Below are 15,222 nucleotides of genomic sequence, written 5' to 3'. Positions count from 1 at the left end.
CTCGTGAAGCTGGATTCGATGTACCAGGACGTCATCCTGGACCACTACAAGCACCCGCACGGGCGCGGTCTCCGGGACGGCGACGCCGAGGTGCACCACGTCAACCCGACGTGCGGCGACGAGATCACGCTCCGCGTGAAGTACGACGGCTCGCGCGTCGAGGACGTGTCGTACGAGGGCCAGGGCTGTTCCATCAGCCAGGCCTCGGCCTCCGTCCTCAACGAGCTGCTCGTCGGCAAGGAGCTGGCCGAGGCGCGGAAGATCCAGGGCACCTTCCTGGAGCTGATGCAGTCCAAGGGCCGGATCGAGCCGGACGAGGCGATGGAGGAGGTCCTGGAGGACGCGGTCGCGTTCGCCGGGGTCTCCAAGTACCCCGCCCGCGTGAAGTGCGCCCTGCTCAGCTGGATGGCGTGGAAGGACGCGACCGCCCAGGCACTGGGGGACGACGACCAGAAGTCCGAGAGGAAGTCGGCATGACCGAGAACGCCGGGGCCACCATGAAGCCGGCCTCCGAGGAAGAAGTCCGCGAGGCGCTGTACGACGTCGTCGACCCCGAGCTGGGCATCGACGTCGTCAACCTGGGCCTGATCTACGGCATCCACATCGACGACTCCAACGTCGCGACGCTGGACATGACCCTGACGTCGGCGGCCTGCCCGCTGACCGACGTGATCGAGGACCAGGCGAAGTCCGCCACGGACGGCATCGTCAGCGAACTGAAGATCAACTGGGTCTGGATGCCGCCGTGGGGCCCGGACAAGATCACGGACGACGGGCGCGAGCAGCTCCGCGCGCTCGGCTTCAACGTCTGAGCGGTCCCGCTTCGCACGAACGGCCGTGCCCCCCTGACAGACTGGGGAGCATGGCCGTTCGCATGTACCACCTCGCCGTCGACTCCCACGACCCGTCCGCCCAGGCCCGCTTCTGGGCCTCGGTCCTGGACTGGAAGGTCCTCTACGAGGACGAGCACGAGGTCGTCGTCGGGGCCGACGAGCACAGCCTGCCCGGGATGTGCTTCCTGCCCGTGCCCGAGTCCAAGACGGTCAAGAACCGGCTGCACATCGACCTCGCGCCGGACGACCGGGACGCCGAGGTGGAGCGGATCCTCGCCCTCGGGGCCACCCGGACCGACGTCGGGCAGGGCGAGGACGCGACCTGGGTGACCCTCGCGGACCCCGAGGGCAACGAGTTCTGCGTGCTGCGGCCGAAGCGGTCGCTCACCGACTGAGCGGCGGGCCCGGATCCGGGCCCCGGTCCCGCTCCCGGCGGACCGTCAGGAGCCGTACGCCCGCTCCTCCGCCGTCCGGGCGAGCACCGTCGCCAGGTCCTCCGTGCGGATGCGCCGGTCGATGTAGAGCAGCCCGGACACCAGCGGCGGGAAGATCGCGGAGAACACCTGGGCGACGAGCGACCCGACGCCCATGACGATCGCCATCGGCACGATCAGGGCGGCGAACTCCCCGGCCGTCTCCGGCGCCGGACCGGTGGCGAGGGGCATGCTCACCAGCGTGCCGAGCAGTTGCTGGAAGATCGCGCTGACGAAGGCCGAGATCAGGCCGGCCACCAGCAGACCGCCGAAGGTCCGCCACCACGAGCCGGTGACCAGGCGCCAGGAGCGCCGCATGGACGCTGCGGCGCCCTGGCGCTCGATCACCGCCGCCGTCGGGGCGAGGGAGAACTTCACCCAGAGCCAGGCGGCGAGCGGGAGGACCAGCAGGAGGAGGGGGACGAACAGCAGCGACGCGGCCGGGCCGGCGTCGTTGGCGATCACCAGGGCCATCAGGCCGGCGGCCAGGACGGCGAGGAGCAGGAGGGGCGCCAGCATGGACAGCGCGGTCAGGAGGACCGTGCCGAGGACCGCGGGCATCCGCGCCCACGCGCGCCCCCACACGGTCCCGAACGCGACGCGGCCGCCCAGGACCGCCTCCTGGAGGACCACGGGCACCGCCGCCGACACCACGGCGCTCGCGACCAGCGCGCCGACCATCAGGACCAGCCAGACGCAGCCGAACGCGACCAGCATCGGCAGCAGGTCGTCCGGCGACGGTTCCTCGCCCCTCGGCATGTCGAGCGCGGCGGACACGTGGTCCGCGACGGCCAGGTAGCCGACGCCGACCGCCGCGGCGGTCAGCAGGAGGGCGAACCCGTAGGCGACGGCGGTGACGCCGACGAGCTGCTTCCAGTGGCGTCCGAAGGCGTTGAAGGCGCCCGTCAGGATCTCGCTGAGGGAGAGCGGTCGCAGGGGTATCACGCCGGGCTTCGGCGCCTGAGGCGGAGGGACGTGGCCGTAGCCGTAGGGCCCCGTGGGATAGGTCATGGGCGACACCGTATCGGTCGGGCCTCGCACACCCGTGCGGAATGGTGCGTACGCCCGTACACAGCGATGTGTACGCTCGTACGCATGGGTTACGGACTGCTGGCGGGCGCCATAGCGGCGGAGATCCTCGCCACCACCTCGATGAAGTACAGCGACGGCTTCAGCAAGCTCTGGCCCTCGCTCGTCACCGGCGTCGGCTACCTGATCGCCTTCGCGCTCCTGGCGCAGGCGCTCAAGACGCTCCAGGTCGGCACCGCGTACGCCATCTGGTCGGGCGTCGGCACCGCCGCCGTCGCCGCCATCGGCGTCCTCTTCCTCGGCGAGAGCCTCACCCTCGCCAAGATCGCCGGGATCGTCCTCATCGTCGCCGGGGTCGCCGTCCTCAACCTCGGCGGCGCCCACTGATGGCCCGGCCCCGCCGCCACGACCCCGACCGCCGCGAGCGGATCGTGGACGCCGCCCTCCGGGTCGTCGGACGCTCCGGCCTCGGCGGACTGAGCCACCGCACGGTGGCCGCCGAGGCGGACGTGCCGCTGGGCTCCACCACCTACCACTTCGCCTCCCTCGACGAACTCCTCGTCGCGGCCCTCCGCAAGGCCAACGAGAACTTCGGGTGCCGACTGCGCGAGCGGGCCGCCCGGGTGGGCCCGGACGCCGACCTCGCCGCCGTCCTCGCCCGCTTCCTGGGGGAGTGGCTGGGCGGCGAACGCACCGGCGTGGAGCTGGAGTACGAGCTCTACCTCACCGCCCTGCGCCGCCCCGCCCTGCGCCCGGTCGCCGCCGAGTGGACCGAGGCCGTCACCGCCGTCCTGGCCCCCCGCACCGATCCCGCCACCGCCCGCGCCCTGGTCGCCCTCGTCGACGGCGTCTGCCTCCAGGTCCTGCTCACCGACGGCGCGTACGACGAGGAGTACGCGCGCGCGATGCTGGGCCGGATCCTGGACCCCCGGGAGCCGGACGAAGCACCGGAACCCCCTCGTCACGGCTCGTCCGAACCGACGGCGCGCCGGACCGACACCTGAGACCGGTTGGCCCGGGCGGGGGCCCGCCGGTTAGGTTTTCCGTCATGACCACTGCTCCTCGCACCACCGGCGCCGTCGCCGCCGGCCTCGCCACCATCGCCGGCGACGGCACCGTCCTCGACACCTGGTTCCCCGCCCCCGAGCTGACCGACGCGCCCGGCCCCGCCGGCACCGAGCGGCTCGACCCCGACGCGGCCGTCAACGCCCTCGGCGAGGGCGCCGCCAAGGCCCTCGGCGTGGACGCCCGCCGGGGCGTCGAGGTGGTCGCCGTCCGCACCGTCATCGCCTCGCTCGACGAGAAGCCGCTCGACGCCCACGACGCGTACCTGCGCCTGCACCTGCTCAGCCACCGCCTGGTCAAGCCGCACGGCCAGAGCCTGGACGGCGTCTTCGGCCTCCTCGCCAACGTCGCCTGGACCTCGCTCGGCCCGGTCGCCGTCGACGACGTCGAGAAGGTCCGGCTCAACGCCCGCGCCGAGGGCCTGCACCTCCAGGTGACCTCGATCGACAAGTTCCCCCGCATGACCGACTACGTCGCGCCCGCCGGGGTCCGGATCGCCGACGCCGACCGCGTCCGCCTCGGCGCCCACCTCGCCGCCGGCACCACCGTCATGCACGAGGGCTTCGTCAACTTCAACGCCGGCACCCTCGGCACCTCGATGGTCGAGGGCCGCATCTCCGCCGGCGTCGTCGTCGGCGACGGCTCCGACATCGGCGGCGGCGCCTCCACCATGGGCACCCTCTCCGGCGGCGGCAACGTCGTCATCTCCATCGGCGAGCGCTGCCTGATCGGCGCCGAGGCGGGCGTCGGCATCGCGCTCGGCGACGAGTGCGTCGTCGAGGCCGGCCTGTACGTCACGGCCGGCACCCGGGTGACGATGCCCGACGGCGAGATCGTGAAGGCCCGCGACCTCTCCGGCGCCTCGAACATCCTCTTCCGCCGCAACTCGGTCACCGGCGCCGTCGAGGCCCGCCCGAACAACGCGGTCTGGGGCGGCCTCAACGAGGTCCTGCACAGCCACAACTGAGAACCCGTGAGCGACTGACCGCCCCCGCCCCGTCGTCAGACGGCCGGCAGGGCGGTCAGCCGCTTTCCGTGCAGGGCCGCGAGGCGCTTGCCCGAGGCGGCCACGTACCACTTGTCGACCGCGCCCGTGCCGTCGTTGTACGTCCAGCGCAGCTTCCCGTTCCGGGCGTCGAAGGCGAGGATCCCGCCCTGGGGGTCGAGCTCCGTCGCCGCGTAGAGGTTCCCGTTCGCCGTGACGAACTGCCAGGGGTACGCGACCTCCAGGAGCTCCTCGTTGCGCCAGCGCTCCCGGCCCGTCGCCGGGTCCACCGCCCGCAGCACGTGCGCGGAGTCGGAGACGTAGAGCACCCCGTCCAGCACCGCCGGGCTGTGGAAGCGGGTGTACGACGTGTCGCCGGCCAGCGACCAGCGCTCCGCGCCGTCGGCCAGGGCGAAGGCGCGCAGCCGCCCGCCGTCGGCGACGACCACCAGGTCCCCGTGGACGGCGATCCGCTCGCTGTTGGAGCGGCCGATCTTCTTCGTCCACACCTGCCGGCCCGTGGCGGTGTCGCGGACCGTCACGTTCTCCCGGAAGTCCGTGTAGACCAGGTGGCGGCCGGAGACGGCGGCGGTGATGCCGAACTCCTGGGTGCCCCGGTCGCGCCGCTCCTGCCAGACCACCCGGCCGGAGGCGATGTCCAGGGCCGCGATCACGTTGTCCCCGACCCGGTGGTCCGCCTCCAGGATTCCGGCGAGGACGTAGACCCGCCGCTCGTCGACGGCGATCGTGCGGGGCTGCGCGTACTTCTTCCCGCCGAGCCTGCTGCGCCAGGTCTCCTCGCCGGTGGCCGGGTCGAGGCCGACCACGTCCCCGTCGTACCGGGCGCTCGCCAGGTACAGGGTGCCGTCGGCGAGCAGCAGCTTCGCGCCCGGCACGGCGACCTTCTCGCGGGACCAGAGCCGCTCGCCGGTGGTGAGGGAGCGGCCCGTCAGAGGATCGCCGGAGACCACGACCACGTCCCCCGCGACGGCGAGCGCGTCCATCGCGCCGAGCGCCCCGAGCGCGGCGCCGTCCTGCCACAGCGGACGCGGGGCGGTGCCGGGCGGAGGCGTGGCGAAGGCGTCGCCGGGAGCGGTCGACGGGGCCGTCCCGTTCTTCCCGGGCCCGGTCGCGTCGGCGGCGGGCTCCTCCGCCGGGCCGCAGCCCCACGCGCCCGCGCCGAGCGCCGCCAGGCCGAGACCGGTCCCGGCCAGCCGCACCAGGCGTCTGCGGGACGGCCCGCGCTCCCCGCCGGCCGTCGTCCCGGCCGCGCCTCCCCCACGTATCGGCATGCGTCCGCTCCCGTTCCTCGTCCTGTCGTGCCACGGCCGGGCAGCCGTCCGGCGCCCGGAGCGGGCCCAGGCTAACCGGGGGTCCACGCGCCGCCCCGGGGCGGTACGGAACGGGGACGGGGCCGTGAAACTCCGGACGGAGCCGTGAACGTCCCGTCACACGGCAACCGATCCGGTGACGCTGCGTTATCAGGGCGGGGCGGAGCGTCCCGTACGCAGACGAGGCGAGGAGCCGACATGAGGACGAGGCACACGGCCACCGGGGTGTTCGCGGCGGTGGCGGTCCTGCTGTCCGCCGGAACGGCGGCGGCGGACGAGACGCACCTCCACTCGCACAACGGCCCGAACGTCTCCCTGATCTCCACCGGCCAGATCGACGACCCGCTGGAGGACGTCCTGGAGCACGCCGCGATCCTCGGCCACACCTACAGCGGGGACTCCGCCTGATCCGCTCCCAGGAGCGCCGCGTGGAGCGCGCGCAGCCCGTCGGCCGCCTCCCGGTCGGCGGGCAGCAGCGGTTCCCGCACCGGGCCGCCGAGGAGGGCCTTGGCGGTCACCGTGCCCGGCAGGCCCGAGGCCATCATCCGCTCGGCGAGCGGCAGCAGCCGGGCGTTGAGCCGGGCCGCCCCGGCGGTGTCGCCCGCGTCGAAGGCGTCGAGGACCGCGCGCAGCTGGCGGGGCGCCACGTTCGCCACCGTGCTGACGTAGCCGGCGCCGCCCACCGCGTACAGCGGCAGGTTCAGCTCCTCGCAGCCCGAGTAGTACGCGAGCCCGGTCTCCGCGATCAGCCGGGCCGAGCCGAGCAGGTCGTACGCGCAGTCCTTGACCGCCGCGATCCGCGGGTGCGCGGCGAGCCGCCGCATCGTGGCGGGCTCGACGCGGGTGCCGGTGCGGCCGGGGATGTCGTAGACCATCACCGGCAGGCCGGTCGCGTCCGCCACCTTCAGGAAGTGCGCCTCGACGGCCGCCTGCGGGGGGCGGCTGTAGTACGGGGTGACGACGAGCAGCCCGTCCGCCCCCGCCTCCTCGGCCGCGCGGGCCAGCCCGGCGGTGTGCGCGGTGTCGGCGCTGCCGACGCCCGCGAGGACCGAGGGGCCGGGGCCGACGGCCTCCCGGACGGCGCGGACCAGCGCGTTCTTCTCGGCGTCGGTGGTGGTCGGGGACTCGCCGGTAGTCCCGTTGAGGACGAGGCCGTCGCAGCCCTCCGCCACGAGCCGGACGGCGAGGGCGCCCGCCGCGTCGAGGTCGAGCGCGCCGTCGGGGGCGAACGGGGTGATCATCGCGCAGAGCGCGCGGCCGAAAGGCGGTGCGGTGGTCATGCCGGAAGTCTGGGCGGGGCGGACGCTGAAGGTCCACTTAGATCTTCTTGGCCGGAAAGGTAAGGGCCGCTGAAGGGTGTGCGCCCGTGCCCGGCACCGAGCGGGTCGCCCCGCACCGCCGCGCGCCGCCCCGGCGCAACCGGTCCGGACGCGCCGGCCCGGGGCCGTCCCGGTCGTCGGGCCGGAGCCCGGTGGCGCACGCCCGCGCCGGGTCTCGCGGCGCGGGCGTGCGGGGGCCTGCCGGGCGCCTACGGGCGGAAGCGCAGGACCTGCGGGTCGTGGTCGCTGTTCTGGTCGGCGAACTCCGCGTTGATGTGGACGCTGTCGTACGCGAAGCGGTGGATCCCGGGGCTGGTCAGGATCTGGTCGAGGACCTGGCTGTTGCCCTGGTACACGTACGAGTAGCGCTCGCCGCGCGGCAGCGACCTCACCGCCGGGTACAGCGCGCCGCCGGCCGTCAGCGCCTGCGTGGTGCCGGAGAACTCGAAGTCGTTGATGTCGCCGACCACCAGCACGTCGGCCTGCTTCTCGACCGCGAGGAGCTGCTTCACGAAGCCGTTGACGGCCTGGGCCTGGAGCAGGCGCTTGGCCTCGGAAGAACGGTTCGGCGGCTGGTGGTGGGAGACGATCGACTCGTCCCCGCCCTTCGAGCCGAAGTGGTTGGCGATGACGAAGACCGTGCGGCCCCGGAAGACGAACTCGCCCGCCAGCGGCTTGCGGCTGTCCGCCCAGGCCGCGTTCGCCGGGTCGATCCGGCCGGGGGAGACGGTCAGCGCCGCGTGCCCCTTGCGGCCGGTGACACCGGTCGCGGTGGTGGCATCGCCGCCCGGGCGGTCGGTGAAGGAGACCCGCGCCGGGTTGAAGAGGAAGACCTGACGGATGTTGCCGCCGGGCTCGCCGCCGTCCTTGTTGTTCTCCGGGTCGACCGAGCGCCAGTCGTACGCCGGGCCGCCGGCGGCCACGATCGCGTCGGTGAACTTCTTCACCGTCTGGGCGGCGCTCACCGTGCCGTCGTTCTTGGCGCCGTTGTCGTCCTGGATCTCCTCCAGGGCGACGACGTCGGGCGAGGCGAGGTTCTCCACGACCGCCTTGGCGAGCGCGTCGAACTTCTCCTGCGGGTCGGTCGGGTCGAGGTTCTCGACGTTGTACGTCGCCACGGCCAGCTCGTTCCCGTGCTGGCGGTCCGTGGTCTCGCGCTCCAGGCCCCGGTCCACGACCGTGCCGAGGGTGCGGGCGGTCAGGGTGTAGCCGCCGTACTGGTTGAAGTCGAGCGGGCCCTCGGTGGCGCCGGCGAGCACGTCGCCCACGTTCGCCTTCGGGAACGGCTGCTGGGCGGTCGGGACCAGCGACTGGACCTGGAGGCGGCCGGTGTTCTGGTCCTCGTACGAGCCGTAGACCGTGCCGCCGCGCCGGTTGGCGTTCTCCCACGGCTTCACCGTGACCCACAGCTCGGAGTACGGGTCGGTGGCGCCGACCACCCGCGAGGTGCCGATCCGGACGTTGGTGCCCTCCAGGGACTCGTAGTAGTCCAGGGCGTACTTCCGGGGGTTCAGGGTCAGGCCGTTGATCGAGCCGTCCGCGGCCGGGTCGCCCGCCGGGGCGTACGCGCCGGGGACGGACCAGGACGAGATCGTCACCGGGGCCGGCACCGGGTTGCCCTGCGAGACGACGGTGACGACGGGCTTGGAGAGCTGCGTCAGCGACTGGTTGCCGGAGGCGAGGCCGCCGGGGACGTACTCGGTGACCGTGCCGTTCACGCTCACCGCGTCGCCGACCGCGACGGTCGGGACGGAGCCGGTGAAGACGAAGAGGCCCTCGCTGGTGGCGGGGTTCGCGTCGGGGGTGGGGTCCTGGATCCAGAAGCCGCGCGAGCCGTAGGTGCGGACGCCGGTCACGACGCCCGTGACACCGGTGACCTGCTGCCCGACCAGGGGCGAGACGCGGGTCGTGCCCTGGATGTCGTGGATGCGGACGCCGGCGCCGTCCTCGGCGGACGCGCTCGCCGAACCGGCGAGCAGGCCGGCGGCCAGGGCGGCGGACACGACGGCGGCGACGGCCGCGCTTCTCGGTATGGAGGAAGACATCGGGGACTCCGAGGGTGCTGGGAGGAACGGCAGATGGATCTACGCGCGTCAATCTCTTGGCAGGGCACCCCACTTGTCAAGGGTCGACGGGTGTACGAAGGCTGACGGATCCGTGAACCGGCGGACGCCCTCCCGGATGCGTCTACGCTGGGACGGTTCTCCGAGACCACTCTCCGAGCCCCTTCCACCCGCTCACCCCGCACGCGCCGAGGAGCCCCCCAGATGTCAGCGGACCACCCCACCCTTCCCCCCGTTCGGCTGCGTGCGGACGCGGAGCTGGCGCGGGACGCCCTGGCCGCCCCCCTCCTCGCCGACGCGGCCCGGCTCGCCCGCTGGGCCGGCCCCGACACCCGGGTCGACGCGGGCGGCGAACTCGTCGACGAGCAGCTCCCGGCGGCGGCCGGGGTCCTGGGCCTCCCGGCGGGCGAAGAGGGCGAGTTCCGGGCGGGCGACGCCTGGCGGCTCGCGGTCGACACCGGCCTCGTGGAGATCGAGGACGGCGAGGCGGCCGGGGAGGCCGGGGAGGAGGACGTCCCCGGGCGGGCCGCGCCCGGCGAGAACCTGGCGCTCCTCACCGGCGGTGCGCCCCGGGACGTCCTCGCGCTCTGGTTGGACGGCTTCGACACCGTCTTCGCGGACGCCGTCGCCCCCGTCCTCGACGACCTCGACGAACTCCTCGGCGAGGACGGCGAGATCGACGTCGACGCCCTCGACTGGGACCCCGAGGCCGAGGCCGAGTTCCTGGAGGGCGTGCTCGGCAACCTCTACCTGCTGACCGTCAGCGAGGGCGGGGCCGGCGAGGGCCCGGTGCCGCTGCCCGCGCTCGCCGCGTCGATGGTCGTCCCCGACGACATGGGCGAGCCCACCGACGACGTCCTGGAGCAGGTCTCCGACGCGATGATGCGGCTGGACGAGCAGTTCCGGATGCTGGAGCCGATCGGGCTCGTGGAGTACCAGCCCCTGGACGAGGCCCTGATGGTCGAGGAGGGCGAGGAGCCCGCCGTCTCCGTCGACGACGAGGACGTCACCCGCTACGGCATGGTCCGGCTCACCCCGCTCGGCCTCTACGGCGTCCGGGCCCGGATGCTGGAGGCCGGCGTCGACGCGCCCGCCGTCGGCGACCTGGCCGGCAAGGGCGCCGACGCCCTCCTCGACGGGATCGCCGGCTACCCGGAGCCCGCGGCCCGCGAGGAGACCGCCGTCTGGCTGGCCGGCCGCGACGCCCTCGGCGCGGCCCGCGAACTGCTGCACGCCGCCCGGGGCTCCGACGCGGGCTCCCCGCTCCGCCGCCTCCACTGCCAGCAGACCCTCTCCCTGGTCGGGCCGGAGGCGGAGCCCGCCGTCCGGGAGGTCCTGGACGACGCCGAGCTCGGCGGCCTGGCCCGGGTCTGGCTCGCGGAGCGCGGCGCGGCGGACGTGCCCGCGCCGCCGGAGTCGATGATCTTCTGGCTGGCGATCGACACGATCGCGGCCCAGCTCGACGCGGACGGTGACCTGGAGGAGCTCCAGGAGCTGATCGAGGGCCTCACCGGGCGCCACGGCGGCTTCTTCGAGGCGGCCTGGCGGGTGGCGCACCCGGCGACGGCGGAGGTCCTGGAGGCGATGGGCCGGCTGCACCGCGACAAGGGCGCGGCGAAGGAGGCCCGCAAGGCCGCCTTCAAGGCGCGGTCGCAGGGCGGCGCCTGAGGGGCGCGGCTGCTGACGCGTACGGCTTGCGCGCGTACGCCTCTCGCGCGTACGGCTCCTGACGTCTACGCCTGCCGCGCGTACGGCTTCTGTGCGTACGGCTCCTGACGTCTACGCCTCCCGTGCGTACGCCTCCCGTGCGTACGGCTGCGTACGGCTCCTGTCGGTACGGCGGGAGGAGGTGCCGCCGGGTGTCCGGTGACCCCGGGCGCCCGGCGGTGTTCCGGTGGCGTTCAGGCGGTGTTCGCGGAGGCGCGGGAAGGTGGCCGCGAGATCCGGCCACCACAGGGAGACCCCGCCACCATGCCGCTCAACCGCAGAGAGTTCACCCAGCAGTCCGCCGTCGCCGGTGCGGGGCTCGCCCTCACCGGTGTCGTCGGAGCTCTCGCCACCGCCCCCGAGGCGCTCGCGTCCGACGAGCCGCAGGCGTACGGAGCCGGGCACGGGCACGGTCATGACCACGGGCACGGGCACGGCCACGCGCTCGGGTACGGGCCGCTGGTCGCCGACCCGGAGGGGATGCTCGCCCTGCCCGCCGGGTTCTCCTACCGCGTCGTCACCCACAGCGGCGTGACCCGTCTGGAGTCCGGCGAGTTCACGCCCTCCCACCACGACGGCACCGCCGCCTTCGCGGGCCCGCGCGGCACCACGTACCTGGTCAACAACCACGAGCTCAAGGGCCCCCGCTCCAAGTGGACCCACCCCGTCCCGCTCGCCGAGGGCCTCGTCTACGACCCGGCCGCGGCCGGCGGCTGCACCGTCGTCGAGGTGCACCGCGACGGCACGGTGGCCGAGTGGGTCGGCATCGCCGGCACCTCCACCAACTGCGCGGGCGGCCGCACCGACTGGGGCACCTGGCTGACCGGCGAGGAGAACGCCGACCTCGCCGGGGTCAACGGCATGACCAGGGACCACGGATACGTCTTCGAGGTCGACCCGCACGACCGCCGGGCCAACCGGAACCCGAAGCCGGTCAAGGCCTTCGGGCGCTACGAGCACGAGGCCGTCGTCGTCGACCCCCGGCAGGGCCACGCCTACCTCACCGAGGACGCGTCCGGCCCCAACGGGCTGCTCTTCCGCTGGGTGCCGCCGAAGGGCTTCCGGCACGGGCGCGGCAGGCTCCGCGCCCTCGCCGACGACGCCGGCGTGCTCCAGGCCTTCAAGTGCGTCGACTCCGGCGGCCGTTTCGTCGACGACCTCTCCCGCGCCACCCGGATCGGCACCGTCTACGGCGTGGACTGGGTCGACGTCCCCGACCGCGACGCCCGCACCACCCCCGTCCGCAAGCAGTTCGCGGCCGGGCAGGTCACCCGGGCCCGCAAGCTGGAGGGCATGTGGTGGGCGGACGGCGGCGCCTACGTCGTCTCCTCCTACGCGCGCGACGAGAGCCCGGGCGCCGCGCACGACGGCCAGGTCTGGTTCTACGACCCGAAGCGCCGCACCCTCACCCTCAAGGTGCTGCTCGGCGTGAACGCGAACCCCGACGCGGACGGCGCCTACGACGGCCCCGACAACATCACCGTCTCGCCGTACGGCGGGCTCGTCATCGCCGAGGACGGCGAAGGGGTCCAGCACCTCTTCGGCGCCACCGACTCCGGCCGCACGTACCCGATCGCCCGCAACGACCTCAACGGCAGCGAGTTCACCGGCGTCGTCTTCTCGCCCGACGGCGACACGCTGTTCGCCAACATCCAGGACCCGGGCATCATGGTCGCGATCACCGGCCCCTGGCGCCGCCAGCCCCGCCGCTGAGACGGGACGGGGGGCTCCCGGGGAATCCCCGGGAGCCCCCCCCGTCGGGCCGGTCGTTCAGAGCGCCTGGGCGGCCGGCTTCACCATGCCCCGGACGGTCCGCGACTTCACGAACTCGCCCATCGCCGTCATCTCCCACTCGCCGGAGAACTGCCGGATCAGCTTGGCCATCATCACGCCGGTCTGCGGCTCGGCGGTGGTCAGGTCGAAGCGGACCAGCTCCTCGCCCGTCGCCGCGTCGAGCAGCCGGCAGTAGGCCTTGGCGACCTCGGTGAACTTCTGGCCGGAGAAGGAGTTGACCGTGAAGACGAGGCCGGAGACCTCGGCGGGCAGCCGGCCCAGGTCGACGGTGATCACCTCGTCGTCGCCCGCGCCCTCGCCGGTGAGGTTGTCGCCGGAGTGCTTGACCGAGCCGTTGAGGATGGTCAGCTTGCCGAAGTAGCAGCTGTCCAGGTGGTTGCGCTGGGGTCCGTACGCGATGACGGACGCGTCCAGGTCGATGTCCTTGCCCCGGTAGGCGGGCTCCCAGCCGAGGCCCATCTTGACCTGGGAGAGCAGCGGACGGCCGCCCTTGACCAGGGACACCGTCTGGTTCTTCTGGAGGCTGACCCGGCCCTTGTCGAGGTTGATCTTGCCGGCGCCGGGAGCGGGGGCGGCGGGGGCGGCCGGGGGAGCGGGAGGGGCGGGGGGCGCGACCCGGGGGTCCGCCGGGGCGACGGGCGGGGCCGGGGGCGCGGCCTGTGCGGCGGGGGCCGGGGGCGCGGCCGGCTCGTCGTCCACCGAGACGCCGAAGTCGGTCGCGATGCCGGCGAGCCCGTTCGCGTAGCCCTGGCCGACGGCGCGGGCCTTCCACGCGCCGTTGCGCAGGTAGATCTCGACGACCACGAGCGCCGTCTCCGTAGCGAGCCGCGGCGGCGTGAAGGTGGCGAGCACGCCGCCGCCGTCCGCGTCGCGGATCGTCGCCGTGGGCTCGACGCCCTGGAAGGTCTGGCCCGCGGCGTCCGGGCTCGCCGTGACGACGATCCTCTCGACGCCGGCCGGCAGGGCACCGGTGTCGACCAGGATCGCGTCGGGCGCGGTCCCGCCGCCGGAGCGGTAGGTGACACCGGGTCCGGCCGGCTGGTTGTAGAAGATGAAGTCGTCGTCCGAGCGCACCTTGCCGTTGGCGCCGAGCAGCAGGCCCGAGACGTCGAGTCGCACCGGGGCGGCGACGTCCACCGCCACGCGCGTGGCGGTGAGAGGGATGTTCGAGCCGGGGGTCATAGCGGTCATGCCAGGGCTAACGATCCGGGCCCCTTTGCCGTTCCCTTACCTTCGCCCGGTTCGGCCACCCCGGTTACGCGGGTGGTTCGCGGCCTGCCGCTCGTTGCCGAAGCGGTACGCGCCCGTCCAGCGGGCCATGACGAGCTGGGCGTCGCCCGACTCCACCTCCGCCAGGAACTTCTCGGCGCGCCCGCCGCGCAGCACGCCCGCGGCGCGCCCCCGGTGGGTGAGGACGACGGAGCCGTCGCGCCGCTGCTCGTACGTGAATCCATGAGGTCGTGGCATGACGGGCATCCTGCCGTTCCCGGTCAGATCCGTCATATGAATATTCTTTCGCCCCATGGGTGCTGTGGGGGCCGGGGGAACGGCGGCGGACGCGGTCGGGGCGGCGGGGCGGGGCGGGGGCGCGGTGCGGGAGAGGCCGGCGGGCGGGGGCTCGTTCCGTACGGGGGACGTGGACGAGGCGCGCGAGGAGCTCGACGCCCGGTACTACACGAGCCGCATGGAACTCGTCGAACGCCGGTCGCGGCCCTTCGCGGCGCGCTTCGACACCGTCGTCCTCGGGCCGCTGGTCATCGGCGACCTGAGCTGCGGGGCCGACGTCCGGATGAGCTTCGGGGAGCTGGGCGCCTACCACCTGAACGCCCCGCTGACCGGCACGATGGAGCTGCGCCAGGGCGGTGGCCCGCCGCTCGTCGCGACGGTCGCCGGGGCGCTGCTGCTCGATCCGGCGGGGGACACCTTCCTGGACCGCTGGAGCGGCGACTGCCGGACCCTGGCCGTGAAGATCGGGGCGGCGGCGCTGCGCGAGCGCCTCGAACGGCTGACGGGCCGGCCGCCGCGCGGCCCGCTCGTCTTCGCGCCGCACCTGGACATCACGCGCGGCCCCGGCCTGAGCTGGGTGCGCTTCGCCCGCCAGGTGGCGTACGGGGCACTGGCCGGGGAGGGCCTCGCCCGGCACGAACTGGTGGCCGGCCCCCTCCAGGAGGCACTGCTCAACGGGCTGCTCCTGGCCGCCGAGCACCCCTGGCGCGAGGCGCTCGACCACCCGGGGGAGGCCCGGCGCCCGGCGCCGGTCAAACGGGCGATGGACGCGGTGCGCGAACGCCCCGAGCACCCCTTCACCACGACCGAACTCGCCGCCCTGGCCCGGGTGAGCGTGCGCCGCCTCCAGGAGTCCTTCCGGGAGTACGTGGGGATGTCCCCGATGGCGTACGTGCGGGAGGTCCGGCTCGACCGGGTCCGCGAGGAGCTGCGGGCGGCCGCGCCGGACGAGGCGAGCGTGAGCGAGGTGGCCTGGCGCTGGGGCTTCGGCCACCAGGGCCGCTTCGCGGCGCGCTACCGCGAGAAGTACGGCGAGTCCCCGTCCCGGACGCTGCGGTCGGAGGGCTGACGGGAGCGGTGCGGGCCGCTCGACCCGGTGCCCTCCGGCCCCGGCGGC

At 73.9% G+C, this 15,222-nt stretch carries 16 protein-coding genes; 10 read left to right on the top strand and 6 right to left on the bottom strand.

What is annotated here, in order from left to right:
- The first annotated feature begins 3 nt into the window (after positions 1-3).
- The 3 genes from sufU to ACIQKA_RS23715 are packed head-to-tail and all read left to right on the top strand — an operon-like array spanning position 4 to position 1,228.
- Positions 4-477 (top strand): Fe-S cluster assembly sulfur transfer protein SufU, encoded by a 474-nt coding sequence (gene sufU, locus ACIQKA_RS23725; protein WP_383148971.1) that lies wholly within the window; start codon positions 4-6, stop codon positions 475-477.
- The gene (locus ACIQKA_RS23720) at positions 474-812 is read left to right on the top strand and encodes a metal-sulfur cluster assembly factor (RefSeq protein ID WP_055644196.1); all 339 of its coding nucleotides are present in this window, start codon (positions 474-476) and stop codon (positions 810-812) included. Before sufU ends, ACIQKA_RS23720 begins: the two co-directional genes overlap by 4 nt.
- A gap of 50 nt (positions 813-862) precedes the next feature.
- Positions 863-1,228 carry a VOC family protein gene (locus ACIQKA_RS23715; RefSeq protein WP_383148967.1) on the top strand — a complete coding sequence of 122 codons (366 nt, stop codon included), beginning with the start codon at positions 863-865 and terminating at the stop codon, positions 1,226-1,228.
- Positions 1,229-1,273: 45 nt separating this feature from the next.
- Here the strand turns inward: ACIQKA_RS23715 and ACIQKA_RS23710 are convergent, their stop codons facing one another.
- Positions 1,274-2,317, bottom strand: a complete 1,044-nt coding sequence (locus ACIQKA_RS23710; protein WP_391093137.1) for an oxidoreductase — start codon at positions 2,315-2,317, stop codon at positions 1,274-1,276.
- A gap of 84 nt (positions 2,318-2,401) precedes the next feature.
- On the opposite strand from ACIQKA_RS23710, the gene ACIQKA_RS23705 reads away from it, so the two are divergent.
- Genes ACIQKA_RS23705 through dapD form a run of 3 tightly spaced genes read left to right on the top strand, consistent with a single transcriptional unit; the run spans position 2,402 to position 4,367 of the window.
- Entirely contained in the window at positions 2,402-2,722 is a 321-nt protein-coding gene (locus ACIQKA_RS23705) for a DMT family transporter (RefSeq protein WP_383148963.1), read from the top strand.
- Positions 2,722-3,339, top strand: a complete 618-nt coding sequence (locus ACIQKA_RS23700) for a TetR family transcriptional regulator (RefSeq protein ID WP_391093139.1) — start codon at positions 2,722-2,724, stop codon at positions 3,337-3,339. Before ACIQKA_RS23705 ends, ACIQKA_RS23700 begins: the two co-directional genes overlap by 1 nt.
- Before the next feature lie 44 nt (positions 3,340-3,383).
- Complete coding sequence (gene dapD, locus ACIQKA_RS23695) at positions 3,384-4,367, top strand: 2,3,4,5-tetrahydropyridine-2,6-dicarboxylate N-succinyltransferase (RefSeq protein ID WP_366376769.1); 984 nt, start codon at positions 3,384-3,386, stop codon at positions 4,365-4,367.
- Positions 4,368-4,402: 35 nt separating this feature from the next.
- On the opposite strand, the gene ACIQKA_RS23690 is transcribed toward dapD, so the two are convergent.
- A complete protein-coding gene (locus ACIQKA_RS23690; protein ID WP_391093140.1) occupies positions 4,403-5,677 on the bottom strand; it encodes a PQQ-binding-like beta-propeller repeat protein in 1,275 nt (424 codons plus the stop codon).
- Between the two features lie 237 nt (positions 5,678-5,914).
- Here ACIQKA_RS23690 and ACIQKA_RS23685 point away from each other — a divergent pair, with 237 nt between their 5' ends.
- Positions 5,915-6,124 (top strand): hypothetical protein, encoded by a 210-nt coding sequence (locus ACIQKA_RS23685; RefSeq protein ID WP_386368210.1) that lies wholly within the window; start codon positions 5,915-5,917, stop codon positions 6,122-6,124.
- On the opposite strand, the gene dapA is transcribed toward ACIQKA_RS23685, so the two are convergent.
- Both dapA and ACIQKA_RS23675 read right to left on the bottom strand, forming a co-directional pair.
- Complete coding sequence (gene dapA, locus ACIQKA_RS23680) at positions 6,103-6,996, bottom strand: 4-hydroxy-tetrahydrodipicolinate synthase (RefSeq protein WP_402542329.1); 894 nt, start codon at positions 6,994-6,996, stop codon at positions 6,103-6,105. The two genes, ACIQKA_RS23685 and dapA, sit on opposite strands and share 22 nt — an antisense overlap.
- A 248-nt stretch (positions 6,997-7,244) precedes the next feature.
- Positions 7,245-9,080, bottom strand: a complete 1,836-nt coding sequence (locus tag ACIQKA_RS23675) for an endonuclease/exonuclease/phosphatase family protein (RefSeq protein ID WP_390106151.1) — start codon at positions 9,078-9,080, stop codon at positions 7,245-7,247.
- Positions 9,081-9,302: 222 nt separating this feature from the next.
- Here ACIQKA_RS23675 and ACIQKA_RS23670 point away from each other — a divergent pair, with 222 nt between their 5' ends.
- The gene (locus ACIQKA_RS23670) at positions 9,303-10,766 is read left to right on the top strand and encodes a hypothetical protein (RefSeq protein WP_383432536.1); all 1,464 of its coding nucleotides are present in this window, start codon (positions 9,303-9,305) and stop codon (positions 10,764-10,766) included.
- A gap of 303 nt (positions 10,767-11,069) precedes the next feature.
- Entirely contained in the window at positions 11,070-12,518 is a 1,449-nt protein-coding gene (locus ACIQKA_RS23665) for an alkaline phosphatase PhoX (protein WP_383432534.1), read from the top strand.
- A 57-nt stretch (positions 12,519-12,575) separates the two neighbouring features.
- Here ACIQKA_RS23665 and ACIQKA_RS23660 read toward each other — a convergent pair whose 3' ends face one another.
- Complete coding sequence (locus tag ACIQKA_RS23660; protein ID WP_383148949.1) at positions 12,576-13,790, bottom strand: TerD family protein; 1,215 nt, start codon at positions 13,788-13,790, stop codon at positions 12,576-12,578.
- 36 nt (positions 13,791-13,826) lie between these two features.
- Positions 13,827-14,066 (bottom strand): hypothetical protein, encoded by a 240-nt coding sequence (locus ACIQKA_RS23655; RefSeq protein ID WP_383432532.1) that lies wholly within the window; start codon positions 14,064-14,066, stop codon positions 13,827-13,829.
- Positions 14,067-14,121: 55 nt separating this feature from the next.
- On the opposite strand from ACIQKA_RS23655, the gene ACIQKA_RS23650 reads away from it, so the two are divergent.
- Positions 14,122-15,174, top strand: coding sequence for an AraC family transcriptional regulator (locus tag ACIQKA_RS23650; protein WP_402542327.1), 1,053 nt, complete (start codon positions 14,122-14,124; stop codon positions 15,172-15,174).
- The last annotated feature ends 48 nt before the right edge of the window (positions 15,175-15,222 follow it).

The organism is Streptomyces sp. NPDC092045 (assembly GCF_044756005.1).
In the GTDB taxonomy this organism is placed as follows: domain Bacteria; phylum Actinomycetota; class Actinomycetes; order Streptomycetales; family Streptomycetaceae; genus Streptomyces.
This window is presented reverse-complemented; position numbering and strand designations above follow the sequence as displayed.

Bases quoted from the DNA above. Each gene is read 5' to 3' on its own strand.
- ACIQKA_RS23715 (WP_383148967.1), top strand. From the start codon at position 863: ATGGCCGTTCGCATGTACCACCTCGCCGTCGACTCCCACGACCCGTCC.
- ACIQKA_RS23705 (WP_383148963.1), top strand. From the start codon at position 2,402: ATGGGTTACGGACTGCTGGCGGGCGCCATAGCGGCGGAGATCCTCGCC.
- ACIQKA_RS23685 (WP_386368210.1), top strand. From the start codon at position 5,915: ATGAGGACGAGGCACACGGCCACCGGGGTGTTCGCGGCGGTGGCGGTC.
- ACIQKA_RS23675 (WP_390106151.1), bottom strand. From the start codon at position 9,080: ATGTCTTCCTCCATACCGAGAAGCGCGGCCGTCGCCGCCGTCGTGTCC.
- ACIQKA_RS23660 (WP_383148949.1), bottom strand. From the start codon at position 13,790: ATGACCGCTATGACCCCCGGCTCGAACATCCCTCTCACCGCCACGCGC.
- dapD (WP_366376769.1), top strand. From the start codon at position 3,384: ATGACCACTGCTCCTCGCACCACCGGCGCCGTCGCCGCCGGCCTCGCC.
- ACIQKA_RS23700 (WP_391093139.1), top strand. From the start codon at position 2,722: ATGGCCCGGCCCCGCCGCCACGACCCCGACCGCCGCGAGCGGATCGTG.
- ACIQKA_RS23665 (WP_383432534.1), top strand. From the start codon at position 11,070: ATGCCGCTCAACCGCAGAGAGTTCACCCAGCAGTCCGCCGTCGCCGGT.
- ACIQKA_RS23670 (WP_383432536.1), top strand. From the start codon at position 9,303: ATGTCAGCGGACCACCCCACCCTTCCCCCCGTTCGGCTGCGTGCGGAC.
- ACIQKA_RS23720 (WP_055644196.1), top strand. From the start codon at position 474: ATGACCGAGAACGCCGGGGCCACCATGAAGCCGGCCTCCGAGGAAGAA.
- ACIQKA_RS23690 (WP_391093140.1), bottom strand. From the start codon at position 5,677: ATGCCGATACGTGGGGGAGGCGCGGCCGGGACGACGGCCGGCGGGGAG.
- ACIQKA_RS23650 (WP_402542327.1), top strand. From the start codon at position 14,122: ATGGGTGCTGTGGGGGCCGGGGGAACGGCGGCGGACGCGGTCGGGGCG.
- ACIQKA_RS23710 (WP_391093137.1), bottom strand. From the start codon at position 2,317: ATGACCTATCCCACGGGGCCCTACGGCTACGGCCACGTCCCTCCGCCT.
- ACIQKA_RS23655 (WP_383432532.1), bottom strand. From the start codon at position 14,066: ATGCCACGACCTCATGGATTCACGTACGAGCAGCGGCGCGACGGCTCC.
- dapA (WP_402542329.1), bottom strand. From the start codon at position 6,996: ATGACCACCGCACCGCCTTTCGGCCGCGCGCTCTGCGCGATGATCACC.